The 26,102-nt window shown below is 64.0% G+C and carries 24 protein-coding genes; 12 read left to right on the top strand and 12 right to left on the bottom strand.

From position 1 onward, the window contains the following. Nucleotides 1-244: 244 nt before the first annotated feature. From msrA to ACIOVD_RS23350, 4 genes are read right to left on the bottom strand one after another with little or no spacing between them, the layout of a single operon-like run. Nucleotides 245-712 carry a peptide-methionine (S)-S-oxide reductase MsrA gene (gene msrA, locus ACIOVD_RS23365; RefSeq protein ID WP_401130468.1) on the bottom strand — a complete coding sequence of 156 codons (468 nt, stop codon included), beginning with the start codon at nucleotides 710-712 and terminating at the stop codon, nucleotides 245-247. Continuing rightward, nucleotides 709-1,629, bottom strand: a complete 921-nt coding sequence (locus ACIOVD_RS23360; protein ID WP_401130466.1) for a homocysteine S-methyltransferase family protein — start codon at nucleotides 1,627-1,629, stop codon at nucleotides 709-711. Before ACIOVD_RS23360 ends, msrA begins: the two co-directional genes overlap by 4 nt. Next, on the bottom strand, nucleotides 1,626-2,675 hold the full coding sequence (locus ACIOVD_RS23355) for a glycine betaine ABC transporter substrate-binding protein (protein ID WP_401130464.1): 1,050 nt from the start codon (nucleotides 2,673-2,675) through the stop codon (nucleotides 1,626-1,628). The genes ACIOVD_RS23360 and ACIOVD_RS23355 overlap by 4 nt, the downstream gene beginning before the upstream one ends. A gap of 14 nt (nucleotides 2,676-2,689) precedes the next feature. Then, nucleotides 2,690-4,762, bottom strand: a complete 2,073-nt coding sequence (locus ACIOVD_RS23350) for an ATP-binding cassette domain-containing protein (protein WP_401130462.1) — start codon at nucleotides 4,760-4,762, stop codon at nucleotides 2,690-2,692. A 284-nt stretch (nucleotides 4,763-5,046) separates the two neighbouring features. Between ACIOVD_RS23350 and ACIOVD_RS23345 the strand changes: the two genes are divergently transcribed. Next, the gene (locus tag ACIOVD_RS23345; protein WP_174244572.1) at nucleotides 5,047-5,208 is read left to right on the top strand and encodes a hypothetical protein; all 162 of its coding nucleotides are present in this window, start codon (nucleotides 5,047-5,049) and stop codon (nucleotides 5,206-5,208) included. 53 nt (nucleotides 5,209-5,261) lie between these two features. Continuing rightward, complete coding sequence (locus tag ACIOVD_RS23340; protein ID WP_401130472.1) at nucleotides 5,262-5,852, top strand: helix-turn-helix domain-containing protein; 591 nt, start codon at nucleotides 5,262-5,264, stop codon at nucleotides 5,850-5,852. 184 nt (nucleotides 5,853-6,036) lie between these two features. On the opposite strand, the gene ACIOVD_RS23335 is transcribed toward ACIOVD_RS23340, so the two are convergent. Next, nucleotides 6,037-6,546: a hypothetical protein gene (locus tag ACIOVD_RS23335; protein ID WP_162530200.1), complete on the bottom strand. Its 510-nt coding sequence runs from the start codon at nucleotides 6,544-6,546 to the stop codon at nucleotides 6,037-6,039. Between the two features lie 428 nt (nucleotides 6,547-6,974). Between ACIOVD_RS23335 and ACIOVD_RS23330 the strand changes: the two genes are divergently transcribed. The 6 genes from ACIOVD_RS23330 (at nucleotide 6,975) to ACIOVD_RS23305 (ending at nucleotide 13,691) form a co-directional block, all read left to right on the top strand. Then, the gene (locus ACIOVD_RS23330) at nucleotides 6,975-7,874 is read left to right on the top strand and encodes an ABC transporter substrate-binding protein (RefSeq protein ID WP_237234984.1); all 900 of its coding nucleotides are present in this window, start codon (nucleotides 6,975-6,977) and stop codon (nucleotides 7,872-7,874) included. Next, nucleotides 7,874-9,037 (top strand): phosphotransferase enzyme family protein, encoded by a 1,164-nt coding sequence (locus tag ACIOVD_RS23325; RefSeq protein WP_401130459.1) that lies wholly within the window; start codon nucleotides 7,874-7,876, stop codon nucleotides 9,035-9,037. The genes ACIOVD_RS23330 and ACIOVD_RS23325 overlap by 1 nt, the downstream gene beginning before the upstream one ends. Continuing rightward, nucleotides 9,034-9,906, top strand: coding sequence for a sulfurtransferase (locus ACIOVD_RS23320; protein WP_095170413.1), 873 nt, complete (start codon nucleotides 9,034-9,036; stop codon nucleotides 9,904-9,906). Before ACIOVD_RS23325 ends, ACIOVD_RS23320 begins: the two co-directional genes overlap by 4 nt. 127 nt (nucleotides 9,907-10,033) lie before the next feature. Then, on the top strand, nucleotides 10,034-12,223 hold the full coding sequence (locus tag ACIOVD_RS23315) for a TonB-dependent siderophore receptor (RefSeq protein ID WP_320334297.1): 2,190 nt from the start codon (nucleotides 10,034-10,036) through the stop codon (nucleotides 12,221-12,223). 35 nt (nucleotides 12,224-12,258) lie between these two features. Then, nucleotides 12,259-12,885 (top strand): nicotinamide riboside transporter PnuC, encoded by a 627-nt coding sequence (gene pnuC / locus ACIOVD_RS23310; RefSeq protein WP_095170411.1) that lies wholly within the window; start codon nucleotides 12,259-12,261, stop codon nucleotides 12,883-12,885. Between the two features lie 71 nt (nucleotides 12,886-12,956). Continuing rightward, a complete protein-coding gene (locus ACIOVD_RS23305) occupies nucleotides 12,957-13,691 on the top strand; it encodes a UTRA domain-containing protein (protein WP_159995258.1) in 735 nt (244 codons plus the stop codon). A 9-nt stretch (nucleotides 13,692-13,700) separates the two neighbouring features. On the opposite strand, the gene ACIOVD_RS23300 is transcribed toward ACIOVD_RS23305, so the two are convergent. From ACIOVD_RS23300 to ACIOVD_RS23275, 6 genes are all read right to left on the bottom strand, one after another. Then, on the bottom strand, nucleotides 13,701-14,168 hold the full coding sequence (locus tag ACIOVD_RS23300) for a GNAT family N-acetyltransferase (protein WP_401130456.1): 468 nt from the start codon (nucleotides 14,166-14,168) through the stop codon (nucleotides 13,701-13,703). Between the two features lie 219 nt (nucleotides 14,169-14,387). Beyond that, complete coding sequence (locus ACIOVD_RS23295; protein WP_095170408.1) at nucleotides 14,388-15,236, bottom strand: ureidoglycolate lyase; 849 nt, start codon at nucleotides 15,234-15,236, stop codon at nucleotides 14,388-14,390. Nucleotides 15,237-15,275: 39 nt separating this feature from the next. Further along, nucleotides 15,276-16,016: an SDR family oxidoreductase gene (locus tag ACIOVD_RS23290; protein ID WP_401130454.1), complete on the bottom strand. Its 741-nt coding sequence runs from the start codon at nucleotides 16,014-16,016 to the stop codon at nucleotides 15,276-15,278. Further along, nucleotides 16,013-17,395, bottom strand: coding sequence for an MFS transporter (locus ACIOVD_RS23285; RefSeq protein ID WP_401130452.1), 1,383 nt, complete (start codon nucleotides 17,393-17,395; stop codon nucleotides 16,013-16,015). The genes ACIOVD_RS23290 and ACIOVD_RS23285 overlap by 4 nt, the downstream gene beginning before the upstream one ends. A gap of 91 nt (nucleotides 17,396-17,486) precedes the next feature. Next, nucleotides 17,487-19,067, bottom strand: coding sequence for an aldehyde dehydrogenase (NADP(+)) (locus ACIOVD_RS23280; protein WP_401130450.1), 1,581 nt, complete (start codon nucleotides 19,065-19,067; stop codon nucleotides 17,487-17,489). Between the two features lie 97 nt (nucleotides 19,068-19,164). Next, nucleotides 19,165-20,145: a LysR family transcriptional regulator gene (locus ACIOVD_RS23275; protein ID WP_095170404.1), complete on the bottom strand. Its 981-nt coding sequence runs from the start codon at nucleotides 20,143-20,145 to the stop codon at nucleotides 19,165-19,167. Nucleotides 20,146-20,258: 113 nt separating this feature from the next. On the opposite strand from ACIOVD_RS23275, the gene ACIOVD_RS23270 reads away from it, so the two are divergent. Next, nucleotides 20,259-21,440, top strand: coding sequence for a fumarylacetoacetate hydrolase family protein (locus tag ACIOVD_RS23270; RefSeq protein ID WP_320334293.1), 1,182 nt, complete (start codon nucleotides 20,259-20,261; stop codon nucleotides 21,438-21,440). Between the two features lie 49 nt (nucleotides 21,441-21,489). After that, nucleotides 21,490-23,274, top strand: coding sequence for an IlvD/Edd family dehydratase (locus tag ACIOVD_RS23265; RefSeq protein WP_095170402.1), 1,785 nt, complete (start codon nucleotides 21,490-21,492; stop codon nucleotides 23,272-23,274). On the opposite strand, the gene ACIOVD_RS23260 is transcribed toward ACIOVD_RS23265, so the two are convergent. Then, on the bottom strand, nucleotides 23,268-23,432 hold the full coding sequence (locus ACIOVD_RS23260; RefSeq protein ID WP_401130447.1) for a hypothetical protein: 165 nt from the start codon (nucleotides 23,430-23,432) through the stop codon (nucleotides 23,268-23,270). The genes ACIOVD_RS23265 and ACIOVD_RS23260 overlap by 7 nt on opposite strands. 76 nt (nucleotides 23,433-23,508) lie before the next feature. Between ACIOVD_RS23260 and ACIOVD_RS23255 the strand changes: the two genes are divergently transcribed. Both ACIOVD_RS23255 and ACIOVD_RS23250 read left to right on the top strand, forming a co-directional pair. Then, nucleotides 23,509-24,384, top strand: a complete 876-nt coding sequence (locus ACIOVD_RS23255) for an aromatic ring-hydroxylating dioxygenase subunit alpha (protein WP_401130445.1) — start codon at nucleotides 23,509-23,511, stop codon at nucleotides 24,382-24,384. After that, entirely contained in the window at nucleotides 24,381-26,093 is a 1,713-nt protein-coding gene (locus ACIOVD_RS23250) for a Rieske 2Fe-2S domain-containing protein (protein ID WP_401130443.1), read from the top strand. The genes ACIOVD_RS23255 and ACIOVD_RS23250 overlap by 4 nt, the downstream gene beginning before the upstream one ends. The last annotated feature ends 9 nt before the right edge of the window (nucleotides 26,094-26,102 follow it).

Here is a 26,102-nt window from a genome sequence, read left to right as displayed (position 1 = left end):
GGCACCGAGTGGTGGGGTAAGAGCGTTTTGCTTACTTTTGCGCTGTTCAAAAGTGAGCCGCCGTCAGGCGGAACCATAGGAGGCCGTTACCGCAACAATGGATATGTACTCGGTCTAATCCAACACCCTGGCCGGCCCACAGGTGCAACGTCGCACCACAGTTGTGTAGATACCTATGCCACGATGGCGCCGCCACTACCAACATCGATGACACCTGACACCCACGATGCTTTCAAGGCCGCCCTCAGATCGAACAACTGCTGGCACCGTGTTTTTCCAGGTAGCGCTGGTGCGCTTCATCTGCCAACTGGAACTCCCCCAGGGGCACTATCACCGTTGCCAATGGCTTGCCCAGGCGCCCGGACGCGTCCAGTTGCTGTTTCGCGGCCTGGGCACTGGTTGCCTGTTGCGCCGAGCTGAAAAACAACGCCGAGCGGTATTTGACCCCGATATCCGCCCCCTGGCGGTCGACCGAGGTCGGGTCGTGCAGGGTCCAGAAATGTTCGATCAGGTGCATATAGGAAATCACCCGGGGATCGAAGTCGACCTGCACCACTTCAATCAACGCCGGCTCGCCATCGGCCGAACGTGCGAAGCCGACCCGGCTATCGAGTACCCCGGGCAGCGCCCGCAAGTATGCCTCTGCGCCCCAGAAACAACCGGCGCCAAAGGTTGCCTGTTCCAACAACACGGACTGCTCCACCTCACTCATGCTTCTACCTCCAGTTCCTGCTCGATCAAATGCTGGTGCAACTGGGCGATGTGTTCCGGGCCGATGCCACAGCAGCCGCCGACGATGTTGGCGCCAGCGGCCACCCAGGACTTGGCCCAGTGCAGGTACGCCTGGGGTCCCAGGTCGGGACGAATCTCCAGCAGGGTGCTATTGGCTTTCGCCTCGGCGTCCACCGCCGGGAAGGCATTGGCGTAGACCCCCAGCTCAATGGCCAGGCCCAGGCCGCGGATGACGTCGGCGGCCTCACTCAATGCCGCGGCCATGACTTCTGGCTGACTGCAATTGAACAGTACCGCTTGTGCCCCCAGTCCGGCCGCCACGCGCACCGCCTCGGCCACCGGTTCGGCGGAACGCAGGCGTGGCGGCTGGCCCACTTCATCGAGCAGCGTGAACGATAGCCACAACGGTTTGCTGTCGCTGGCCAGGGCTTGGGCTACCGCCTGGATTTCGGCAATGGAACTCTGGGTTTCCGCCAGCCAGACGTCGACATGGGCCTGCAGGCCGGCGATCAACTGGCGATGAATTGCCACCGAGCGCGAGTGATCGAACAGGTCCGGTCGATAGGAGCCCAGGGCTGGCGGCAGCGAGCCGGCTACCGTGACCGCTTCGCCACTGGCCGTCGCCGCCTGCCGCGCGAGGCGCCCGGCCCGCTCGGCAAGCGCCAGGCCATGCTCGGCAAAACGCGCCTCGCCAATATGAAAAGGCACCACCGCGTAGCTGTTACTGGTGATGACCCGCGCACCGGCGTCGATGAACGCCTGGTGGGCCCGCAGCACATACTGCGGTGCCTCGATCAGCGCCAGTGCCGACCATTCCGGCTGCCGGAACGGCGCGCCAATGCGCTGCAGCTCGCGCCCCATGCCACCATCGAGCAATCGCAAGGAAGGCCGGCTCATGGGATCGCACTCACGGTCGGTGCCGAAGCCTGCAACCACTGGTCCACGGTGCTGGCATGGGCCTGGACCCAGGCCTTGGCCGCTACGTCAGCCGGTTGCTGTTCCTTCTCGATCTTCAGGATCAGTTCGTTGAGTTGCGCCGGTTCGATCGCGACATTGCGCAGGAACTCGGCAATTTTCGGTGCCCGCTGCTGCAACGCGGCCGAGGCCAGCACGTGGACCTTGGCGTCCGGGAAGGCGCAGGTGATCTGACTCTTGTTCAGCCAATCCGGGTCGACGGTCGGGCTGATGAATTTCCAGCAACCATCGGCCTTGTACAGCGGATCGCCTTTTTTGTTGTCCTGGGCATAGCCATCGAAGGCCGGTTCTTCCAGGCGGCGCAGATCGAAGGCGGAGAAAATCCAGTCCGGGGTGTAGGCGTAGAACACCACGCCGCGTTCGGCCTTGTAGGCGCTAGCCAGTTTGGCGTAGGTCACCGAAGCCTCGGTGGAGACCGCCTCGAACTTGTCGGCAAACCCGTAATCCTTGGCCTTGATCTGGCCGATGTAAGTGGACTCCCAACCGGCCGGCCCCACCAGCAACTGCGCCTTGCCACCGCCCAGGGGTTCGAAGAACTTCGCCACTTCCGGTTTTTTCAGGTCATACACCGATTTGACGCCGTACTTGTCCTGCAAGTACCCGGGGATGTAGAAGCCCTGCTCGCCAGCATAGGGGTGGGCATTGGGCACCAGCGAACGGGTGCCGCCGGTGACGTATTTGGCCCAGGCGGCCGATTGGTTCGGCAGCCAGATGTCGGTCAGCACGTCCACCGATCCATCGCCCTTGGACGCAGCGCTCAACAGCACCGCGACGTCCCCCGCCAGGTACGAGACATCACCATCGAGACGGCTGCTGATGACTTCGCCGAGGATGTGCTGAATGGCAATGGCGCCGGTCCAGTTCTGTTCGCCGATGACGATTTTTTCCTTGGCCAGCAATGCCGGTGGAGCAATCAGCGAGGCCAGCAATGCCACTGCGCCCAGGGTGCGCGATAAGGGTTTGTTCACGATAAGCCTCACGTTCAGTTGTAGGTCGGGTCTTGCTTGCGCAAGCTCGATTGAATGATTCGATCCGGGATCAGCGCGCACAGGACAATCGCCGCACCGGCGAGCATGCCTTCGCCACCCTTGATGTTGCGCAACGCCGTCATCACGTCGTAACCGAGCCCGCCGGCCCCGATCAGGGCGGCCACGACCACCATCGACAGGCTCATGACCAGGGTCTGGTTGATCCCCAGCAACAGCGAGCGCCGGGCCAGTGGCAGTTGCACCTTGACCAGGGTCTGCCAGCTACTGGCGCCATGAGCCACAGCCGCTTCGACGGTATCCTTGGGCACCTCCTGGATACCCAGGGAGGTCAGGCGGATCATCGGCGCCAGGGCGAAAATCACCGTGGCAATCACCGCCGGGGTCTTGCCCACGGAAAAGAACGCCACGGCCGGGATCAGGTACACGAAGGTCGGCAGGGTCTGCATCACATCCAGCAGCGGTGTGACCACGCGGCGCACCCATGGTCGGCGCGCCAGCAGGATGCCGGTGGGCACGCCGATCACCAGGGCAATCAGCACCGAGGACCCCACCAGCGCCAGGGTGGCAATGGTGCGCTCCCAGAAGCCGAAAAGGCCGATGTACAGCAGTGCGGCGCTGCTGGTCAGCGCGAGTGCCAGACCGGCCGATCGCCAAGAGAGCAACACCAGGGCCAGGGCCGAGACCGGCCAGGGCAGCCAGCCCAGCAGGCTCTCGATGCCTTCGATGACCGTGCGCACCGCGACTATCACCCCGACAAAGGCGCCTTCGAAAGTCACCTGCGACCAACTGATGAACTGGTCAATGCTCTGCGCCGTCACCAGCAGCAACTGGCGATTGGCCGGGAACTGCAGCAACGCGCTGCTGGTGTCGGCAGTGATCACCCGCCAGATCACCAGGACCTGGCTGACCAACAACAGCGTCAACGGCAGCGCCCAATCCGAGCCACCGCCGCGCACCGGACGGGCGCTGAGCGTCAGCGCGCTGTAGCGACTGGCGACCAGCACCAGCGTCGCCAGCAGCACCGTCAGCCAGGCCGAGCTAAGCAATCCTTGGCCGAGGGCTGCCAAGGCGCCCAGTTCACTGGCAAAAGCCAGCCAGAACAGCCCGCCCCTACCCCGCGCCGCCAACGCCGCTGGCCCCAGCAACAACGCTTGCCAGGCCGACAGACCGGGACTATAGGAAGGCGCGCGTGGTTGGCTAGGCAGTCGGGCCGCGACCTTGGTCGACGCTTTTGCAGGGGCGCTGGCCGGCGCGCAGTCACGGAAAAAGTCCGCGACTTCGGCGTCGGCCGGCTGCTCCAGCAATTGTTCAGGCGTGCCCAGTTGCACCAGGCGGCCATGGCGCAACACCGCAATGCGGTCTGCCAGGCGCAAGGCTTCGGCCGGGTCGTGGGTAACCAGTAAAGTGCTGATCCCGCGTGCGCGGGCCAGAGCCAGGAAATGGCTCTGCAAGTCGCGGCGGATGGTCGGGTCGAGGGCGCTGAACGGCTCATCCATCAACAGAATGTCCGGCTCCGTCACCAGCGCCCGGGCCAGCCCGACGCGCTGGCGCATGCCGCCCGACAGTTCATGGGGATAATGCTCGCCCCAGCCTTGCAGCCCGACCGCCTGCAACTGCACGGCTGCCGCCGCATGCCGCTGCGCCTCGGGCTCGCCACGCAATTCCAGGGGCAAGGCCACGTTGTCCAGCACCGTGCGGTGCGGCAACAAGCCAAAATGCTGGAACACCATGCCAATGCGCCGCGAACGCAACTCACGCAGGGCCTTGTTGCTCAAGCCACTGATCGCCTGGCCGTCAATCAGCACTTCGCCGCTGGAAGGCTCGATCAAGCGGTTGATGTGCCGCAGCAAGGTCGACTTGCCACTGCCGGAAGTGCCCATCAGACACAACACTTCACCACGCAGGACTTTCAGGTTGACGTTGCTGACCGCCGGCGCTGCGTCGTTCTGCCCGTAGGCCTTGGTCACGTCGCGCAACTCAAGCACCACGTCCGCTTCGAGTGCGGGCGCATCCGGGGCTGGGGTCTCGATCCGGGCGCTGGCCAGAGAGGATTGGATAAGGGTCACAGGCGTTCTCGACAAGCAGGCCCGAGCGCGACACAGCGCACCCGGGATGGAAAAAGGGACGAGGCGGCAGGCATGGCCTGACGCCGGGACATAAAGCTAATCGATCTTAAAAAGTACAAATAAATACTTTTTTGGAATTAGCTTAGGCGTCTATTTCCCGTTCTCTTGCTTGCACCTTTAAGAACCAAAACGAATTAATAAATAGAAAATCATTATTTATCGATATAACAATTTCCGCGTAGGCTCAGCCCATCCCGTCATTCATCACCACAGTGAAGTGCCCCATGAATCCGACTGACAACCTCATCGACTTCGCCAGCTACCGCAAACGCAAACAGGCTCAACAACGGGCACGGGCCATGTGGGATATGTACACGCTGCAGGCCGGCCTGCAGACCTTCACCACGGCCCGGCCGACGGCCAGCACCGAGACCCGTCACGCGTGAACGCCCAGGGTCCCGTGCGCTTTCTCGCCAGCGCCGACGAACCGGTGCTCGATCTGAACCACTTGCAGCCTCAGGAAGAAGACCCGATTTGTCAGCGGGTCGCGCAAAACCTGCAGCGCCTGCGGGGCAAGCGCCATCTGTCCCTGGACGCACTGGCCCGCCAGTGCGGCGTGAGTCGGGCGATGCTGGCGCAGATCGAATCCGGCCGCAGCGTGCCGTCGATCAAGGTGCTGTGCAAAATTGCCAAGGGCTTGAAAGTCTCGGTCGCGGCGTTTCTCGAACACCGCGCGTTCGAAGGGGTCGCGGTCTTGTCGGCCAGCCAGAGCAAACGCCTGGTCAGCGCCAATGGCGCCTTCGTCAGCCGCGCACTGTTCCCGTTCGACGTGGCACGCCAATCGGAATTCTACGAACTGCGCCTGAGCCCCTTGGGTGAAGACCAATCCGCAGGCCATGGCCCGGGCGTGCAGGAAAACCTGGTGGTGGCCCAGGGCGTGCTGGAAATCAGCGTCAACCAAGAACGCTACCTGCTCTCCACCGGTGACTCGATCCTGTTCTACGCCGACCAGCCCCACCGCTATCGCAACCCAGCGGACAGCGAAGCAGTGGCGTATCTGGTAGTGACGTATCCGGAACGCCTGGACTGACTGGCCAACAGCGGCTTGCTCGCGAAAACCTCAAGTACGACGCGTGCATCCAGGCAGCACGTGTCATCGTTGACGACCATCGCGAGCAGGCTCGCTCCCACAATGAGGCTCCAGGTGTTCGCAGGATTTGCAGACACCCAGGGGCCAATGCTGAGGATCCACCCCCGCCCTCAAAAGCCCCCAATCAGCAAGTGCAGCACATCATCGGCATGCCATTGCAGCTCATCATCATCGGCATGCTGCAATCGTTCATCATCTTCATCATCAACCCACAGCAGTTCTTCATCATGTCCATGTTCATGCCCGCCATCGGCATGATCTTGCACATCATGCTGTCAGCCTGAAGGCTGCACTCCATCACGCACTTCATCGACGGCATCGGCATGCCCATCACCGGCATCGGCATCATGGCGCCCATCATCGGCATGGCCATGCTCGCCTGGGACATGCACATCATGCTCATGTTGGCGCAATGCATCATCATCGGCATGCCGCAGTCCATCATCATCTGCATCATTTGCGCGCTGTTCTTGAACATCGCCATGTCCATGCCAGCGGCCGGCATCATCTTGCACATCATGCCGTCTTCGAGCATTTCGCAGCTCATGGTCGCCATCATCATCGGCATGCCCATCATCGGCATCATCGGCATGCTGCTGTTCATCGACATTGGCATCTGCATGGCATTCATCATGGTGGAGCTCCCGCAAGGATTAAATAGTTGGGTGAAGCGATGGTGCCGATTCTAAGGACTGGCTCTCCCACGACAAGACGCCCCCTCAGCAGCGAAAAACGCTGCGCCAACTCCATTAGTGCGGCACCGAGTGCCAATGCCGCTGTTACAACCCACTTAACGACGCAATCACAGATATAACCACCACCTCTGCACCCGTTCAGCAGTCATGGATATTCGACTGACAACTATCTAAATAACCCAAAGAAATAATCGTTCTAACAAGGACTCGATTATTTTCAGCAAACCGCTCTGGTGCAGGCTTCACCGGGATTATCGGGTATATCCATAGTGATAAAAGATATTGGTATATACCAGATTCAGACCTTATAAATCGGCGCATTAAACATTTGCACTGGAGTAGCAAATCGATGGTTGGTGTAAGGGTAATGCTCGAATACTTTCACCCCTGGCCTAATTCGGCAGGCCTGTACTTGGCCCGCGAACGCGGTTGGTACGCCGAGGCTGGGTTGGATGTCGAACTGGTAGTGCACGACCCTTGGCGCGGTGACACTCTCGAGCATCTGTTGACCGGGGCCGTGCACTTCGGATTGTTCCCCAGCAACCGCCTGCTGGTACGCCGCGCCCTGGGGCAACCGTTGCTGGGGGTAGCGGCGATCAACCATGCGGGCCTGGAATCGATCCAGACCCTCAGCGACTCCGGCATCCAGCGCCCACGGGACCTGGCGGGTCGGCGCCTGGCGCTCAATCCGACGCCCCGCGGCGTGGCCATGGTCCGGCATCTGATGCGGGTCGATGGCGGTGATCCCGACGCGCTGATCCTGGTGGACAGCGGCACCCGCGAGTTGCGGCCCGAGCAACTGGCCGCCGGCCTCGCCGATGCCAGTTTTGGCGGCTACTGGGCCTGGGAAGCGCTGATGGACAGCCCGATCGCCGCCGAGCGGCGCGTGGTCTGGCCGGTCGACGAGCTTGGCGCTCCGGCCTATCACAGCTACCTGCTGGGAGCCCATGAACAGACCCTGCTGGACCAGCCCGAACTGACCCGCGCCTTTCTCGCCGCCACCGCCCGTGGTTACCTGGCTGCGGCCGCCGACCCGGCCAGCGCGCTGCAGGCCTATGAAAGCGCCACCCCGTACTTCCCCCGCGAGCTGCTGGCGCAATCGCTGCACGCCATCGCGCCGACCTGGCTGCACCAGGGAACCTGGGGCCAACAACGCGATGCCTTGCTCGAACCCTACGCCCACTGGCTGCACGCCAACCACGTGCTGTCCGATGCGCAGGCCTGGCGCCAGGCCACCAGCAACGCCTTCCTGCCGGAGCCGCTGTGATGGCCGCACACGAACCCTTCAGCGCCCACGGTCTGGGCCTGGAACCGGTGGCGGCGCAGTGGGCGCCGCTGCAGGCGGACGATGTCGCGCAACTGCTGCGCGGCTACCCGCAACTCGGCGTGCCGCTGCAACTGGACTGGCACAGCCCGCGGCCGTTCTCGGCCGCCAGCCTGGTCCAGACCCAAAACACCCGGGTCTTCGTCAAACGCCACCCACAACAGGTCCGCAACCCCGCCTGGCTGCGCGAAGAACACCGTTTCATGGCCCATCTGCGGCAACGCGGGGTGCCAGTGACCGAAGTGCTGGCCAACCGCGACGGCGACACGGCGATCGCTCAGGGCGAGTGGACCTACGAGGTGCATGCCCTGGCCGAAGGTCAGGACCTGTATCGCGACGCCTTGTCCTGGACGCCGTTTCTCAGCCAGCGCCACGCCTGGTCGGCCGGTCAATCGCTGGCCCGCTTGCACCGTGGCGCCGCGGACTTCCAGGCCCCGCCGCGCGAGGCCCAGGTGCTACTGGCCAACTTCCAGCTGTGCAGCGGTCCGGACCTGGCCGCCAGCCTGCATACGTTCATCCAGCGCGACCCGGCACTGGCGGCCTATATGGACCGCCAGCCATGGCGCGACGAGTTGCTGCCCCTGATGCTGCCCTGGCATCGCCCACTGCAACCGCTGCTGGCCCGGCAACCCGGGTTATGGACCCATAACGACTGGCACGGCTCCAACCTGCTGTGGAGTTCCAGCACCGCCGACGCCCAGGTCAGCGGCGTGCTGGACTTTGGCCTGGCGGACCGCACCTTCGCCCTGTTCGACCTGGCCACCGCCATCGAACGCAACGCCATTCCCTGGCTGGAACTGGACAGCGGCGGGTCTGCCCCGGCGGCCCTCGACGACATCGACGCCTTGCTGGCCGGTTATGCCAGTGTCCTGCCGCTGTCGGCGGCCGAGCTTCTGACCCTGGCCGCCCTGCTGCCCCTGGTGCATGTGGATTTCGCCCTGTCGGAGATCGCCTACTTCAACGGCGTGGTCGGTTGCGCTGCGAGTGCCGACATCGCATACAAGGCTTACCTGATCGGTCACACCCGCTGGTTTTCGACTGACGCCGGCCACTGCCTGCTCGAACATCTACGGCGTCGTGCCGCCACCCGGAGTCAAGGTTCATGAACCCACTGATCAGCCCCCAGCAACTGGCCAGCCTGATGGCCGAAGACGCCAACCTGCTGATCCTCGACGCCAGCGTCGAACTGCCGGCACCGCGTTTCGACCGCGACTACCAGGTCGCCAGCGGGCGCGACGGTTGGTATCAGGCCCACATCCCCGGTGCCCTGCACGCCGACCTGCTGCATGACCTGGCCCTGCCCGACGCCTCGTTCAGCTTTGCCCTGCCCGGTGTCGAACAACTGGCGAGCGCCCTGGCCCGGCTGGGCCTGGATGGCGCTCGCCAGGTGGTGATCTACGATCGCAGCGAAGGTTTCTGGGCCGCGCGCCTGTGGTGGATGCTGCGCAGCGTCGGGCTGGCGGCGCAGGTGCTGGACGGTGGTTTCAAGGCCTGGTGCGCAGCGGGTTTGCCCCAGGCACAAGGTATTGAACCGGTGCTGCCGGTGGCCGCCATGCCGCTGTCAGCCCGGCCAGGCTTGTGGATCGAGCGTGACGGTGTGCAGGCGATGGTGTCCGGTGAGCGACCGGGGCTGCTGGTCTGCGCCCTGTCCCAGGCATTGTTCGAAGGCAGTGCCGCGAGCCGTTACGCGCGGCGCGGGCACATCCCCGGCAGTCGCAACCTGCCAGCGCGGCAATTGCTCGACGCAGATGGCCGGTACCTGCCACGCGACCAGTTGCAACAGCAACTCGCTGCGCTACTGCTCGACGTGCCAGGGCCCTTGGTGCTGTATTGTGGCGGCGCAATTTCTGCGGCGGCCCTGGCCCTGGCGTTAACCCTGGTCGGCCGCGACGACGTGCTCTTGTATGATGGCTCGCTGCAAGAATGGGCCGCGGATTCAAACTTGCCGATGACCACCGGAGCAACTCCGGACTGATGCCCTCGGGGGCACGTATTTAACCTGATTTCCTGTTTTTTACCGCACAGCGCTTTCCTGGAGCGCACCTGGGCCCCTATGCCCGGTGTTCGCCTGCCCCGGGCTCGCAGTCACCAAGGAGTTTCACATGGATAGGCTTTACCGGACGTCCCCCCAGGACGGCTGCGCCCCGCGCTTTGCCTTCAATCAACTGACCCTCGGACTGTTGCTGGCCAGCGCCCTGCCCTCGGTCCACGCTGCCGAGACCCTGCTGCCGGCCGTGACCGTGAATGCCGAGGACCACTCCGGCTACCAGGTGTCCGAGGCCGCTGTCGGTGGGTTCGACCCCGCGCCCTTGCTCGACACGCCGGCCTCGATTGCGGTGATCAACGAAGCCCTGATCAAGGACCAGCAAGCACGCCTGCTCAGTGAAGTGTTGAAAAACGACGCCTCGGTGGGTGAAAGCTACGCACCGGTCGGCTACTACGAGAACTTCGTGGTACGCGGCTTCTCCCTGAACGCCGCCAGCAGCTACAAGATCAACGGCCGCACCATCACCGGCGAGCAGAACGTCGGCCTGGAAAACAAACAGCAGGTGGAACTGCTCAAGGGCCTGGCGGGCCTGCAAAGCGGGGTCAGCGAGCCCGGCGGGCTGATCAATTATGTGACCAAGCGGCCGACCGATGTGCACTCGGTCACGGTGTCCACCGACGATCGCGGCAGCGGGTACCTGGCCACCGACGTCGGTGGTTTTTTTGGCAGCGAACAACAGTTCGGCCTGCGCGCCAACCTGGCCCATGAAGACCTGCACTCCTACGTCGAGCACACCAACGGCCAGCGCGACTTTGCCTCCCTGGCGCTGGACTGGACCCTGAGCGACGCCGCGCTGCTGCAACTGGATGTCGAGTACCAGACCAAACAACAGCGTTCGGCACCGGGCTATCAGTTGCTCGGCGGCACCGAGTTGCCGCACCACGCCTCGCCCAAGCAGTTGCTGGCGCATCAGAGCGGCACGAAACCGGTGACCACCGATGCGCTGAACCTCAACGGCAACTTCGAGTACCGCTTCAGCGACACCTGGAAAGGCAACCTCAGCGCTTCGCGCAGCCGGGTGGTGATCGATGACTACAGCTCGTTCGCCTGGGGCTGCTACGGCGCCGCCAGTTGTGCCGGCGCGGCGGTGCCCAACTACTTCAGTCCCGAGGGTGACTACGACATCTATGACTTCCGCAGCCCCGACGACACCCGGCGCAACGACGAAGCCCAGGCCACCCTCAGCGGCACCTTCGACACGGCAGGCCTGGGCCACGAACTGACCGTCGGCAGCAGCGCATTTCGGCGGATCGTCGACAAGCGCGAGCCGATCAACGAGTGGATCGGCAGCGCCAACATCGCCAGCGAACCGGCCGATTTCCCGCGCTACGCGGGGCCGCTCAATGATTCGTATCGAAACCTGGACAGCCGCCAGTACGGGCTGTTCTTCAACGACCGGATCAGCTTCAACGAACAATGGCAGACCGTGCTCGGCGGGCGCGAAGTGCGCCTCGATGAAGAGACCTTCGACAGCGAGGGCGACACCACCCGCCACACCCAGCGCTACGAGTTCCTGCCCCAGGCCGCGCTGATCTACAAGCCGCTGCCGAACCTGGCGTTGTACAGCCGCTACAGCAAGGGCCTGTCCCTGGGTGGCGAGGCTCCGTGGTTTGCCAGCAATGCCTTCGAGATCCTCGCACCGACCGTGTCGCGGCAGATCGAGGCCGGGATCAAGTACGACTGGCAGCGCCTGAGCCTCGGCGCAGCGCTGTTCCAGATCCGCCAGGGCTATCAGTATTCCCGGCCCAATGCCGACGGCAGCTTCACCTACACCGAGCAGGGCGAGCAGAAGAACACCGGCCTGGAACTCTCGGCCAATGGCTGGGCCAGCCAGCGCCTGCAGATCTCCGCCAGTGTCGCGGCGATCCGCTCGCGAGTCAGCGGCAGCGACACCCCGGCCTACGAAGGTCACCAGACCATCAACGTACCGAACCTGCGCGCCAGTCTTTATGGCGACTATGCCCTGCCTTGGGTCGACGGCCTGGCGCTGCTCGGTGGGGTGCAATACAGCGCCAGCAAATACGCCAGCCAGGAAGGCCAGGTCGAGGCCAGCGCCTACGCCGTGTTCAACATCGGCAGCCGCTACAGCACGCGCATCGACGGCTACGACACGGTGTTCCGCCTGACCGTCGATAACCTGTTCGACAAGCGCTACTGGCGCGATGTCGGGGAGTACATGGGCGACAACTACGTGTTCCAGGGTGCACCACTGACCGCCCGCTTGAGTGCATCGGTCAACTTCTGATCCGGCCCGCCAAGGCCACGCTTGAGGAAACCGTTATGTCCGATCTTGAAATCATCGCTGTCATTCTCAACCTCCTCGGCGTCTGGCTGACCGCCCGGCGCATCCGCTGGTGCTGGCCGGTCAGCGTGCTGGCGGTGCTGCTGTATGCCTGGATTTTCTACGACGCCAAGCTCTACTCCGACACCCTGTTGCAGGGCATCTTCGCCCTGCTGCAAGGCTACGGTTGGTGGCGCTGGAGCCAGGGCCACCTGGAGCAAGGCAAGGTGCGGGTGGCGCGCCTGCCCCTGGGCGAAGGCCTGCTCGGCTTGCTCTGCGGGGCCCTCGGTGCCGGGCTGCTCGGCGCCCTGATGCACACCTACACCGATGCTTCCGTGCCCTGGATGGACGCGTCGCTCACTGCCTTCAGCCTGGTCGCCAGCGTCTGGGCGGCACGCAAGTACGTGGTCAGCTGGTGGTTGTGGATCGTCCTCGACTGCCTGTATGTCGGCCTGTTCCTGTTCAAGGACCTGCGCCTGACCGCCGCGCTGTACGCCGGTTTTGTGCTGCTGGCAATCTACGGCCTGCGTGCCTGGCAGCAGGACCTGGCGCGCCAGGAGCGGCCAGCGCCAGGGATTGCCGACGGCGGCGCGCAGCCCTCGACGGCTGGCCGGGCGATTGGTTAGTGTAGGTAACCCGTCGATGGTGTCCCCGGGCGCCATCGTCCTCTTCGATCCGCCATCGGGCGTCCCACGTCATGCCTTTTGACCCAGTCTCACCGCACTACCAGCGGATCCGCGAGCAGATCGCCCAGGACCTCGCCAACGGCATCCCCCAGGCCGACCAGAAGTTCCCTTCCGAACGGGACATGATCGAACGTTTCGGCTGCACCCGGGTGACCCTGCGCCAGGCCTTGCAGCAGTTGGAAGCCGAAGGCCGGGTGTACCGGGAGAATCGTCGCGGCTGGTTCGTCAGCCCGCAGCGCATCCGCTACGACCCGACGCGCATCAGTGGCTTCATGGACTACGTCAGTGCCCAGGGGCGCACACCGCGCACCGAATGCCTGCAGGCCGAATTGCGCCCGGCCGGCAGTTGGCTGGCCCGACGCATGGGGCTGGAGTCGGCACAAGAGCCGGTGTTTTTTCTCCAGCGCCGGCGCTGGATCGACCGGCGTCCGGTGCTGCTGGAATTCAACGCGCTGCTCGCCAGTTGGTGCCCGGGCCTGCTCGACGTCGACCTCGACACCTCTCTGACCCGGGTCCTGCGCGAGCATTTTGCGCGGGTGCAATCGCGCTGCGAATTGCAGATGCACATCGGCACGGTCAATGAGCAACAGGCCGAACTGCTGCAACTGTCGCCGGGTTCCACCAGTGTCTACCTGGAGCGCCTGAACTTCGGCGAGGCCGACCAGCCGGTGGAGTTCGACCAGGAATTCTGGCGCCCCGACGCGCTGTCGGTGGTGATGGAGACGCGTTATCCCGGCAAGGATTGACGGCCGGGTTCACCGCAACTGTTTCACCATCGGCACACAAGCCAGTTGCAGGCCCGAGGGTGAATGGTAGATGGACGTTTGCTCACCCCGGTAACCGCAGCGCTGGTAGAAATCGGCAGCGTTCAATGTCGCGTCGAGCACCACCTGCTCCAGGCCCAACTGGTGTGCCAACTGCTCGAGGAATTCCAGCATCAACACGCCAATCCCCTGCTGCATGAACTCGGGCAGGACGAAGATCGCGCCGATTTCCCGCCGTGGCAGATCGAGCATGCCGGTGGCCACGGCCACGCCATCGACCCACCCCATGTAGAAGTGCGAGTCCATCAGCGCACTGTAGCCATCCGCCGCCGAACCTGCGGTCCAGGTCAGCATCTGCTGCTCGGTATAGGCACCGATGCATTGGTGGCGGATCGCGCGCAGGCGAATCTCGAAAGCGGCCTGGGCGTCGTCCTGGGTGGCGCGGCGAATCTGCAACATGGGGTTCTCCATTGGCCAGCTTCGGACAGCGCAAAAAAAGCCCCGTCCATTGCTGGCGGGGCCTTGGGTCATAACGTCATATCCTGAACGCGCCTGACCTCATGACCCGCCAGCGGCGGTCATGGAGCAGCACATCATGTTCAGGCGGTGGGTTCTGGTCATGGCTCGATACTGTTGGCCCAGCCCCCCACCTGTCAATCCCACGGTGAGGGGTGAGGCTCAATCCGCCTGTACCGTCACCTGCAGCTGTTCGCCCAAGCCGGCGATGCCCAGGCGCATGGTCTGGCCGGGGCGCAGGTAGACGGGGTCGGGCTTGATGCCCAGGCCGACGCCCGGTGGGGTGCCGGTGGAGATGATGTCGCCAGGTTGCAGGCTCATGCAACGGCTCAGGTAGGCGATCAGTTGCGGCACGCTGAAGATCAGCGTGCGGGTGTTGCCTTTCTGGTAACGGTGACCGTCGACCTCCAACCACAAGTCCAGCGCATGGGGGTCGGCGATTTCATCGCGGGTGACCAGCCATGGGCCGATCGGGCCGAAGGTGTCGAAGCCCTTGCCCTTGTCCCAGGTGCCGCCGCGCTCCAACTGCCAGGCGCGCTCGGAGACATCGTTGATCACGCAGTAACCGGCGACGTGATCCATCGCATTAGCCTCATCGATGTAACGCCCACCCTTGCCGATGACCACCCCCAGTTCGACTTCCCAGTCGGTCTTGAGCGAACCACGGGGGATCTCGATGTTGTCGTTGGGGCCGCAGATGGCGCTGGTCCATTTGCTGAAGATGATCGGCTCCTTGGGCACTTCCATGTTCGACTCGGCGGCATGGTCGGCGTAGTTCAGGCCGATGCAGATGAACTTGCCCACCTGGCCGACGCAGGCGCCGATCCGTGGCTGGCCTGGCACCCGCGGCAGGCTGGCGGGGTCGATCGCCGCCAGGGCCGCCAGACCCTGTGGAGTCAGGGTCTGCCCGGCGATGTCGGCAACGTGGCCAGAGAGGTCGCGAAGCTGTTGATTGGCATCCAGCAGGCCCGGTTTTTCCGAACCCTTGTCGCCATAACGCACTAATTTCATGTGTCGCTCCTGCTTCTAATTAAAGGTGCCGGGTGGCGCTCAGATACTCATGCCGCCATCGATGACATGCACGCCACCGGTGGTGTAGGCCGAGGCGTCGCTGCCCAGGTACAAGGCCAACTGGGCGATCTCCGTGGCGCTGCCGATGCGGCCCATGGGCTGGCGGTCGAGGAACTGTTGGTACACCTGCGCCTCGGTGACGCCCTGCTGCGCCGCCTGCTCGGCGATCCGCTGGCGCAGCGACGGCGACTCCACGGTGCCCGGGCATATTGCGTTGCAGCGAATGCCCTGGCCGATAAAGTCGGCGGCGACCGCCTTGGTCAGGCCCACCACCGCTGCCTTGCTCGCGGCATAGGCAAAACGCTTGGGCACACCCTTGACGCTGGAGACCACCGACGACATGTTGATGATCGAACCGCCGCCACGCTCGAGCATGCCCGGCAGCACCGCGCGGATCATCCGGTACATGGCGGTCACGTTGATGTCCATGGACCGGGCCCAGGCCGCTTCATCGCACTCCAGGATGTTGCCGCTGTGCACATACCCGGCGCAATTGAACAGCACATCCAGGCCACCGATCCGCTGGCAGGCCTCGCTGATGGCGCCGGCCGAAGTGACGTCCAGGGTCAGGGCTTCGATACCCGGAATCCCTCGCAGCCCGCGCACCTCGATATCACTGGCGAACACCTGCGCACCCGCCTCGGCAAAGGCGATGGCACTGGCCAGCCCGATGCCCTGCCCGGCCGCCGTCACCAGCACCCGCTTGTTGTGCATCTTCATACTCGCTCCAGGTTAGCGCTGCCGGCCGCGGTTTTCGCCGTCCGGCCGAGCATCGCCGCAGGGATCGCCAGGATCAACGCGCCGCTGATGAACAGACACACCGCCAGCACGTAAGTACCGTTGTTGATGTTGCCCGTGAGGTTCTCGGCCACGGCGGTGATCATCGAGCCGGTGAAGCCGGACAGGTTGCCGATGGCGTTGATCATGCCGATCCCGGCTGCGGCCGCCACACCCGACAGCACGGTGCCCGGCAGGGTCCAGAAAATCGGCATCAGGCTGAGGATCCCCGAGGCGGCGACGCTGAGGAACAGCACGGAGAGCATCAGGTTGTCGGCAAAAAAGGCGCTGAGGATCAGCCCGGCGCCGCCGATGAAGGCCGGAATCGCCGCATGCAGCCGGCGCTCGCCGGTTCGGTTGGAGTGGCGTGCGTTGAGCAGCATCGCCACCGTGGCTACCGCATAGGGAATCGCGGTCAGCAGGCCAATGTGCAGGCTGTTGGTGATGCCGGTGCTCTTGATGATCGATGGCATCCAGAACGCCAGGCCATAGAAGCCGGTGTTGAAGGTCAGCAGGATCAGCACCAGCAACCACACGCGCGGGTTGAAGAACACCTCGCCCAGGCGCGACACCTTGCCCTGGTTGTCGGTCTGCAGGTTGGCCTTGAGCATGGCTTTCTCGGCGGCTGACAGCCACTTGGCCTTGTCGATGTTATCGGCCAGGCAAACGATGACCACGAAGGCCATGATGATCGAAGGAATGCCCTCGATGATCAGCATCCACTGCCAGCCCGACAGCCCATGCACCCCTTGCATGCTGTTCATCAGCCAGCCGGAGAGGATTCCGCCCAGGGTCAGGCTGATCGGCATGGCCATCAGGAACCCGGACATCACCCGGCTCTGGCGATGGGTCGGGAACCAGTAGTTGAGGTACAGGATCACCCCGGGAAAGAAGCCCGCTTCACAGATCCCCAGCAGGAATCGCAGCACATAGAACATGGTGCTCGACTCAAGCCCGAAGAACCCCGCCAGCGGCACCGTATACGCCACCGCCATGGAGATCACCGCCCAGCTGAGCATGATCCGCGCGATCCAGAAGCGCGCGCCGAAGCGATGCAGCAACAGGTTGCTGGGTACTTCAAAGAGGAAGTAGCCCCAGAAGAACATGCTGGCGCCAAGGGCGTAGACGGTGTTGCTGAATTGCAGCTCGTTGAGCATGTCGAGCTTGGCGAAGCCGATGTTGACCCGGTCCAGGTAGGCGGCCATGTAGCACAGCAGCAGCACCGGCAGGATGCGCCAGATCACTTTGCGGTAGGTGCGGTCTTCAAAGTCGAGTTCGCTGGCTTGCGCCTGCGCGGGCAGATGCTCGGATATCGTTTGCATGGAGATAACCCCTGGGCATGTGGACATGCCTGATTGTTTTTATCGAATGGGTCACGCCGGGCGAGCAATTCACCCGGCGATGCAGCGTGGACTAGAGTGCCTGGGTGGTTTTTTCTCCGTTGACCAGGCGCGTCAGCCCCAATGGATTGCTGTTGCGCAGCGCTTCGGGAAGCAAGGCATCCGGGAAGTTCTGGTAGCACACCGGACGCAGGAAACGGTCGATGGCCAGGGTGCCCACCGAGGTGCCACGGGCGTCGGAAGTCGCCGGCCAAGGGCCGCCGTGGACCATGGCGTCACACACCTCGACGCCGGTCGGGTAACCGTTGACCAGCACCCGGCCGACTTTCTGCGCCAGCAACGCCACCAGGTCGGCAGCGTGTGCCAGCTCGTCCGGCTCACCCAGCAGGGTGGCGGTCAGTTGCCCGCGCAGGCCCTGCAAGGCCGCCAGCAATTCAGCGCGATCAGCCACTTCCACCACCACGGTGGCCGGCCCGAAGATTTCTTCCTGCAGCAGTTCATCACCACTGAGCAGCAATTGGACGTCGGCCAGGAACAGTTGCGCCCGGGCTTGATTGCCCTCCTGCGCCTGCCCGGCCAGGTGCGTGACCTGGGGATGGGCGCGCAAGGTGGCGCAGCCTTCGACGTAACTGCGCAGGCCGCCCGCGTTGAGCATGGTTTGCCCAGGCTGTTCGGCGATCAGCACGCTGAGCGATTGCAGGAAAGCGCTGAACGCTGGCGAACGAATGCCGATCACCAGGCCCGGATTGGTACAGAACTGTCCGGCGCCCATCACCACCGAGGCGGCCAGTTCGCGGGCGATCTGCTCGCCGCGCACCTGCAGCGCCTGCGGCAGCACCAGCACCGGATTGATGCTGCTCATCTCGGCGAACACCGGGATCGGTTGCGCCCGGGCAGCAGCCATGTCGCACAGCGCCCGGCCGCCCTTGAGCGAGCCGGTGAAGCCGACCGCCTGGATCAGCGGATGCTTGACCAGTGCCTCACCGACGCCGGCACCGAAGATCATGTTGAACACCCCGGCCGGCATGCCGGTCTTCTCGGCGGCACGAATGATTGCCATGGCTACCTGCTCGGCCGTCGCCATGTGCCCGCTGTGGGCCTTGAACACCACCGGGCAGCCAGCGGCCAGGGCCGCAGCGGTGTCGCCACCGGCGGTGGAAAAGGCCAGGGGAAAGTTGCTGGCACCAAACACCGCGACCGGGCCGACGCCCAGGCGGCACTGACGCAGATCGACCCGTGGCAGAGGCTGGCGCTGGGGCAGCGGCAAATCGATCCGCGCACCGAGGAAGTCACCACGGCGCAAGGTCTGGGCGAACAGGCGCATCTGCCCGCTGGTGCGGGCCCGTTCGCCTTGGATGCGCGCCGCTGGCAAGGCGGTTTCGCTGCAGACCAGGGCGACGAATTGCTCGTCCAGGGCATCCAGCTCGCTGGCGATGGTGTCGAGGAATTCGGCCCGGCGCTCGGCCGGCAAATTGCTGTAGATCGCGCTGGCCTGATGGGCCGCCGTGGCAGCAGCGTGCACTTCCTCGGCCGTGGCCTGGATAAAGGCGATGGGCAGCGGCTGCCCGGTAGTCGCATCAACGCTGTGCAGGACCACGGAGCCGGCGGCGCTACGGCCACCGGCGATGAAGTTGTGACCAGACAGTTCGGGCATGACAGTCTCCTGACCCAGAGTGAAATCTGGTCGGTACTCTACTGCCGCGAATCGATTCTTTCCCAATGGCATTTTTGGATTAACCGATAACCAAGCGTTATCGAGTTTCACCTGCGACTGCCGCATTTTCAGCCACCTGGTCCCTGGCCAGGCGGGCGTTGTCCGTGAGGATCTGCGCGAACTCCAGGGCCGCCCCCACCAGTTGCTCGCCCTTGCGGGTGAGGATGCCGTAGTCCTGTGGCGCCAGGTGCAGCGGCGTGTCGAGGGCTTTCAACTGGCCGTTTTCCAGGAGTGGATAGACCATGGCATCCGGCAGCATGCCGATCATCGGCCCGCGCTGCAGGACCTGGAGGAAGGTCTGCATCGAGATGGTGTCGACGGTATTGCGCGGCAGCGCCACCCCAGCCTCGGCGAAGGCCAGTTCCATGCGCGCACGAATCGGCGTGCCCACCGGGTACAGAATCCACGGCAGGTCCACCAACTGCTGCAAGGAGATTGGCCCGGCGTCTGCCAGCGGGTGGCGGCTGTTGACCACGATGCAGAACGGTTCCGGGGCTAGCGGCTGGAAGTCGTAGCGTTGCTCCTGGCTGTGCTCGGTGAACCGGGCCACCGCCAGGTCGAGTTTTTTCTCTTCGAGCATCTCCATCAGGTGGTTGCTGGTCTGCTCCACCACCTCGATCGACAACAGCGGCCAGCGCTGCTTGATCTGCAGAATCGCCTCGGGCAGGGCGATGGCGGTGGCGGCAAAAATCCCGCCGACCTTGAGATGACCATGGCCGCCCTCACGCAGGCTGCCGATCTGCTCGACGAACGAACGTGCGTCATTCAGAGCGATCTGCGCATACCGCAAGACATGCTCGCCCAGCGCCGTGGGCGGCATGCTGCGCGGCTGGCGCTCGAACAAGGCAAACCCCAGCAGGCTTTCGATTTCCTTGAGCATCTTGCTGATAGCCGGCTGGCTGAGGTTCATCTGCTGCGCCGCCAGGTGCATGTTGCGGGTGCGGCCCAGGGTGTCGATCAGCAGCAGATGGCGGAATTTGAGCCAGCCGCAGAAGCTGGAGAATGACAGTTCGGACATGGGTGTGCCTCGTCAAACAATAACCAGGAGTTATCGATTACTGAAAATATCTCATTGGAGTTTATCGAGTGCCAGTCATAGCGTGAAGCCTTTACGGACCAGGAAGATTTGCCATGTCGTTACTGCTTACTCCCGAGAACACCCTGCCGGTCGATGGCGTGGCCGGTACCTTGATTGGTCGCGCCTGGGTTCCAGGGCCGATTGCTGGCCCTTCGCTGATTGTCCTGCGGGCCGATGGCGTGTTCGATCTGTCGCAGCGCTTCGCGACCCTGAGTGACTTGCTGGAGTCGGACGCGCCCCTGGCCGAAGTACGCCAAACCCCTGGCACTTTCCTGACCAGCGTCGAAAACCTGTTGGCCAATACCGGCCCTGATGCCGACCCGAGCCAACCCTACCTGCTGCCACCGCTGGACCTGCAAGTGATCAAGGCCGCTGGCGTGACCTTCGCCGCGAGCATGATCGAGCGCGTCATCGAAGAGCAGGCCGGTGGCGATGCTGGCAAGGCCGAGCAGGTGCGGGCTATCGTCCATGGGGTAATTGGCGACAACCTGCGCTCGATCGTGCCCGGCTCCGCACAAGCGGCGCAGTTGAAGGCACTGTTGATCGAGCAAGGCATGTGGTCGCAGTACCTGGAAGTGGGCATCGGCCCGGACGCGGAAATCTTCACCAAGGCGCCGGTGCTCGCCGCCGTCGGCAGCGGCAGCCAGATCGGCATTCATCCCGGCTCGATCTGGAACAACCCGGAGCCGGAAGTGGTGCTGGCGGTCAACAGCCGCGGGCAGATCCACGGCGCAACCCTGGGCAACGACGTCAACCTGCGGGATTTCGAGGGTCGCAGCGCGCTGTTGCTGAGCAAGGCCAAGGACAACAATGCGTCCTGCGCCATCGGCCCGTTCATTCGCCTGTTCGACGAGCAGTTCAGCCTGGACGATGTGCGCGCCTGTGTGGTCGACCTGCAGGTCGAGGGCACGGACGGCTACCGGATGCACGGTTCCAGTTCCATGAGCCAGATCAGCCGTGATCCCGAGGACCTGGCCGGGCAGACCCTCAACGCCAATCACCAATATCCCGACGGTTTCCTGCTGTTTCTCGGTACCCTGTTCGCCCCGACCGAGGACCGTGATCACGTCGGCAGCGGCTTTACCCACAAACTGGGCGACCAGGTACGCATCAGCAGCCCGTTGCTCGGCAGCCTGCACAACCGCGTGACCCACAGTTCTGCCGCCACGCCCTGGACCTTTGGCGTCGGCGCCTTGTTGCGCAACCTGGCGTCCCGAGGCCTGCTCGCCCGCTAAAGCCCGACGCCGGTTGTCGATTCATCCAATTATAAGAGAGCTATGAATCATGAGTGACACCCCGAAACGCCCGCTGCGTAGCGAGCAATGGTTCAACGACCCGGCCCACGCCGACATGACGGCGCTGTATGTCGAGCGCTACATGAACTACGGCATGACCCGTGAAGAGCTGCAATCGGGTCGCCCGATCATCGGCATCGCCCAGACCGGCAGCGACCTGACGCCCTGCAACCGGCACCACCTGGAGCTGGCGCAACGGGTCAAGGCCGGGATCCGTGATGCCGGCGGCATTCCCATGGAATTCCCGGTGCACCCGATTGCCGAGCAGACTCGCCGTCCCACCGCCGCGCTGGACCGCAACCTGGCCTACCTGGGGCTGGTGGAAATCCTCCACGGCTATCCACTCGATGGCGTAGTACTGACCACCGGGTGCGACAAGACCACGCCGGCCTGCCTGATGGCGGCCGCGACCACCGACCTGCCGGCGATTGTGCTGTCGGGCGGGCCGATGCTCGACGGTCACCACAAGGGTGAACTGATCGGCTCCGGCACCGTGCTCTGGCATGCGCGCAACCTGCTCGCCGCCGGCGATATCGACTACGAAGGCTTCATGGAAATGACCACCGCGGCGTCGCCTTCGGTGGGTCACTGCAACACCATGGGCACGGCCTTGTCGATGAACGCCCTGGCCGAGGCACTGGGTATGTCCCTGCCCGGCTGCGCGAGCATTCCGGCGCCCTATCGCGAGCGCGGCCAGATGGCCTATGCCACCGGCAAGCGCATCTGCGAGCTGGTGCGCCAGGATGTGCGACCGTCGCAGATCATGACCCGCGAAGCCTTCGAGAACGCCATTGCCGTGGCCTCGGCCCTGGGCGCCTCGAGCAATTGCCCACCGCACCTGATCGCCATCGCCCGGCACATGGGCGTCGAGCTGAGCCTGGATGACTGGCAACGGATTGGCGAAGACGTGCCGCTGCTGGTCAACTGCATGCCGGCCGGCAAGTATCTGGGCGAAGGTTTCCACCGCGCCGGCGGCGTACCGGCGGTGATGCACGAACTGCAAAAGGCCGGTCGCCTGCACGAGGACTGCGCCTCCGTCAGCGGCCAGACCATCGGCGAGATCGTGCGCAGCACCCTGACCAGCAACACCGACGTGATCCACCCCTTCGACACCCCGCTCAAGCACCGCGCCGGCTTCATCGTGCTCAGCGGCAACTTCTTCGACAGCGCGATCATGAAGATGTCGGTGGTGGGCGAAGCGTTCCGCAAGACCTACCTGTCGGAACCCGGCGCGGAGAACAGCTTCGAAGCCCGGGCCATCGTGTTCGAGGGGCCGGAGGACTATCACGCGCGGATCAACGACCCAGCGTTGGAAATCGACGAGCGCTGCATCCTGGTGATCCGTGGCGTCGGCACCGTGGGTTACCCCGGCAGTGCCGAGGTGGTGAACATGGCCCCACCCGCGGCGCTGATCAAGCAAGGCATCGACTCCCTGCCGTGCCTGGGCGACGGCCGCCAGAGCGGTACTTCGGCCAGCCCGTCGATCCTCAACATGTCCCCGGAAGCCGCCGTGGGCGGTGGCCTGGCCCTGCTGAAAACCAATGACCGGCTGAGCGTCGACCTCAATGCGCGGACGGTCAACCTGCTGGTCGACGAAGCCGAAATGGCCCGTCGCCGAGCAGCCTGGGAGCCAAACATCCCGGCCTCGCAAACCCCGTGGCAGGAACTCTACCGGCAACTGGTCGGGCAACTGTCCACCGGCGGCTGCCTGGAACCGGCCACCCTGCACCTGCGCATCATCGCCCGCAGCGGCGAGCCACGACACTCTCACTGAGGGGAAGACTGGACCGGCCCCATCGCTGTAGGAGCGAGCTTGCTCGCGATGGGGCCGGAATTTTCAACATTGATAGTGCCTGACACACCGCCATCGGCGATGTTGGCGGTGCCTACCCGGTCATTTTTCCAGGTAGTATTTTTTTTCATACCAGCCATTAGCATTACTCGTTAGTTTCATGCCGTGGATTTCTCTACTGTCGGGGAAAAACAAAAATCCGCCTGTGAGGAACCTATGAGCATCGAATCGAGCATCTGGAACCAGTGGTATCCACTGGCCGTCGTGGAAGACCTGGTCGATGGCAGGATTTACCGTACGCAGCTGTTGGGCCACGAGATCCGCTTTGGTCGCGACGGCGCGGGCCACTTCAGCGCCATACGTGCCGACGACTGCGGCGGGCCTTGTCGCACCACCACCCTGTATCACACCCATTGGGTCTGCCTGGGCGAACCCGACGCGGGATTTTTCCAGATAGCGGAGTTCGATGAACCAGACCGCCGGGTGCTGGGGGCCGGTTCAATGAAGGTGCATGCCTCGGGCCTGCGCGTGGTGGAAAACTTTCTCGACATGGCGCACTTCCCCTACGTCCATACCGGCTTTCTCGGGGCCGAACCCTACACCGATATCAGCACTTATAAGGTAGAGGTCGACCAGGAGCGGGACGAGATCCTGGCCACCGACTGCCGCATATTCCAGCCCATGGCAGCCGCCGGGTCGAAACAAGCGATCGAGGCGCACTACGTGTACCGCGTGACTCGCCCCTTCGTCGCCATTCTGTACAAGACCAGCCCCGAGCAGCCAGAGCGACGCGACGCCATCTGCCTGTTTGTCCAGCCGCTGGATGAAGAGTGGTGCATCGCCCACGTGGTCCTGGCCTATGTCGACGCCACCAGCAGCGACCGCGATCTGCGCCTGTTCCAGCAGACCATTTTCAGCCAGGACCTGATGATCCTCTCCAACCACCTGCCCCGGACTCTGCCCCTGGACCCGAAATTCGAGATCCCGACCCGGGCCGACGCGATGTCCAGTGCCTATCGCCGCTGGTTGCGCGACAAGGGCATTCGCTACGGCACTTACCAGCCGGCACAGGCTGCGGGAGGCCAGCCATGAAGCAGACCGATAATCGTTGGCACCCGGTGGCGCAGAGCAGCGACCTGGCCCCGCACCATGTGTTTCACGGTCAATTGCTCGGGGTGGAACTGGCGCTCTGGCGCGATGACGAGCAGCGCGTCAACGCCTGGGAAAACCGCTGCCCGCACCGCAGCGTGCGTTTCACCCTGGGCGTCAACCTCGGCTCCCGGCTGCGCTGCCAATACCACGGCTGGCAGTACCAGGGCGGTGATGGCCGCTGCACGCTGATTCCGGCGGCCTCGCAAAGCACCCCGCCGGCCAGCGTGTGCGCGCGGACCTTTGCGGTGAGCGAAGCGCACGGGATGATTTGGGTCAACCTGCAGGCGCAACAGGCTCAAGAACTGCCAGCAGCGGCTTTGCCACCCCTGGCTTTGCACCTGCGCAGCCTGCCCTTCCAGGCCGCCCTCGACGACGTGCGCCAGGCCTTGGCCGGTTATGCCCAACTGGATCCGGACTGCCAGCTCGACTCGGTGCAACTGCAACAGACCGACAACACATTGCAACTGTCCTGGCGCAGCGCCGAGCAGCCCTGCCAGGTGCAATTCTGGCTACAGCCGGCGAGTGCCGAGCGCACCATCGTGCACAGCAGCACCCTCGTCGGGCGCCCCGGCATCGACCCACTGCGCTGGCATAACCGGATCCTCAACGTGCTGCGCCAGCGCCTGGAAAACCAGGCCGGACTGATCACCACTAGCCGGTCCCCTGACAGCCTGCGCATCGCGCCAGCAACAGCGGTACGCCGTCCGGCGCAAACCCTGGAAGTCGAAGTGCTGCAGCGCTGGACCACCGCCAGCGAGATCGTCGCCCTCAAGCTGGCCCTGCCCGCCGATGGCGGCTTCAGCTTCGAAGCAGGTGCCCACATCGATGTGCATACACCCGGCGGGCTGGTGCGCCAGTACTCGCTGGTCAACGCCCCCGACGAGCGTGAGCACCTGGTGATCGGGGTCAAGCTGGAGGCGCAGTCGCGTGGTGGTTCTCGTTCGATGCACCACGACCTCAAAGCCGGTGAGCGCCTGCGCATCTCGGCGCCGAAGAATAATTTTCGCCTGGTCCCAGGCACCGCCGGGATTCTGATTGCCGGCGGGATCGGCATCACCCCGCTGCTGGCCATGGGCGCGGCCCTGCAGGCCGCCGAACGGCCCTACGAGTTGCATTATTTCGTGCGCAGCGAGTCCCACGTGGCGTTCCCCGAGCGCCTGCATCAGCTGCGGCACAACTGCATCCACACCGGCCTGGACCCGCAGCAGACCCGCGAACGCCTGCGCATCGTACTGCAACAGGCGAGTGCCGGCACCCACCTGTATGTCTGCGGCCCCAAGGCCCTGATCGACCTGGTCAGCACCCTGGCCAGCGAAGCCGGCTGGAGCGAGAGCCAGGTGCACTTCGAACTGTTCGCCAACGAGGTCAGCCACGACCACGACCACCCCTTCCGTGTACGCCTGCAACGCAGCGGCGAGGAATTTACCGTAGCGGCCGGCGTCAGCCTGGCGGACAGCCTCAAGGCCCGCGGGATAACGCTCGACACCTCGTGCGAACAAGGTGTGTGCGGGACCTGCCGCACTGCGGTGGTGGATGGCGAACCGGAGCACCGCGACGTCTACCTGACCCGCGAAGAGCGGCAAGCCAACCGCTGCCTGATGCCTTGTGTATCGCGCAGCAAATCCGAGCTGTTGGTGCTCGATCTTTAAGGGAGCAGG

It is taken from the genome of Pseudomonas sp. NPDC087626 (assembly GCF_044743405.1).
Taxonomy (GTDB): Bacteria; Pseudomonadota; Gammaproteobacteria; order Pseudomonadales; family Pseudomonadaceae; genus Aquipseudomonas.
This window is presented reverse-complemented; position numbering and strand designations above follow the sequence as displayed.

Bases quoted from the DNA above. Each gene is read 5' to 3' on its own strand.
- ACIOVD_RS23260 (WP_401130447.1), bottom strand. From the start codon at position 23,432: ATGGCTGGTATGAAAAAAAATACTACCTGGAAAAATGACCGGGTAGGC.
- ACIOVD_RS23330 (WP_237234984.1), top strand. From the start codon at position 6,975: ATGCTCGAATACTTTCACCCCTGGCCTAATTCGGCAGGCCTGTACTTG.
- ACIOVD_RS23325 (WP_401130459.1), top strand. From the start codon at position 7,874: ATGGCCGCACACGAACCCTTCAGCGCCCACGGTCTGGGCCTGGAACCG.
- msrA (WP_401130468.1), bottom strand. From the start codon at position 712: ATGAGTGAGGTGGAGCAGTCCGTGTTGTTGGAACAGGCAACCTTTGGC.
- ACIOVD_RS23300 (WP_401130456.1), bottom strand. From the start codon at position 14,168: ATGTTGCAGATTCGCCGCGCCACCCAGGACGACGCCCAGGCCGCTTTC.
- ACIOVD_RS23255 (WP_401130445.1), top strand. From the start codon at position 23,509: ATGAGCATCGAATCGAGCATCTGGAACCAGTGGTATCCACTGGCCGTC.
- ACIOVD_RS23265 (WP_095170402.1), top strand. From the start codon at position 21,490: ATGAGTGACACCCCGAAACGCCCGCTGCGTAGCGAGCAATGGTTCAAC.
- ACIOVD_RS23280 (WP_401130450.1), bottom strand. From the start codon at position 19,067: ATGCCCGAACTGTCTGGTCACAACTTCATCGCCGGTGGCCGTAGCGCC.
- ACIOVD_RS23305 (WP_159995258.1), top strand. From the start codon at position 12,957: ATGCCTTTTGACCCAGTCTCACCGCACTACCAGCGGATCCGCGAGCAG.
- ACIOVD_RS23335 (WP_162530200.1), bottom strand. From the start codon at position 6,546: ATGATGAATGCCATGCAGATGCCAATGTCGATGAACAGCAGCATGCCG.
- ACIOVD_RS23275 (WP_095170404.1), bottom strand. From the start codon at position 20,145: ATGTCCGAACTGTCATTCTCCAGCTTCTGCGGCTGGCTCAAATTCCGC.
- ACIOVD_RS23345 (WP_174244572.1), top strand. From the start codon at position 5,047: ATGAATCCGACTGACAACCTCATCGACTTCGCCAGCTACCGCAAACGC.
- ACIOVD_RS23315 (WP_320334297.1), top strand. From the start codon at position 10,034: ATGGATAGGCTTTACCGGACGTCCCCCCAGGACGGCTGCGCCCCGCGC.
- ACIOVD_RS23360 (WP_401130466.1), bottom strand. From the start codon at position 1,629: ATGAGCCGGCCTTCCTTGCGATTGCTCGATGGTGGCATGGGGCGCGAG.
- ACIOVD_RS23270 (WP_320334293.1), top strand. From the start codon at position 20,259: ATGTCGTTACTGCTTACTCCCGAGAACACCCTGCCGGTCGATGGCGTG.
- ACIOVD_RS23320 (WP_095170413.1), top strand. From the start codon at position 9,034: ATGAACCCACTGATCAGCCCCCAGCAACTGGCCAGCCTGATGGCCGAA.
- ACIOVD_RS23295 (WP_095170408.1), bottom strand. From the start codon at position 15,236: ATGAAATTAGTGCGTTATGGCGACAAGGGTTCGGAAAAACCGGGCCTG.
- ACIOVD_RS23250 (WP_401130443.1), top strand. From the start codon at position 24,381: ATGAAGCAGACCGATAATCGTTGGCACCCGGTGGCGCAGAGCAGCGAC.
- pnuC (WP_095170411.1), top strand. From the start codon at position 12,259: ATGTCCGATCTTGAAATCATCGCTGTCATTCTCAACCTCCTCGGCGTC.
- ACIOVD_RS23285 (WP_401130452.1), bottom strand. From the start codon at position 17,395: ATGCAAACGATATCCGAGCATCTGCCCGCGCAGGCGCAAGCCAGCGAA.
- ACIOVD_RS23290 (WP_401130454.1), bottom strand. From the start codon at position 16,016: ATGAAGATGCACAACAAGCGGGTGCTGGTGACGGCGGCCGGGCAGGGC.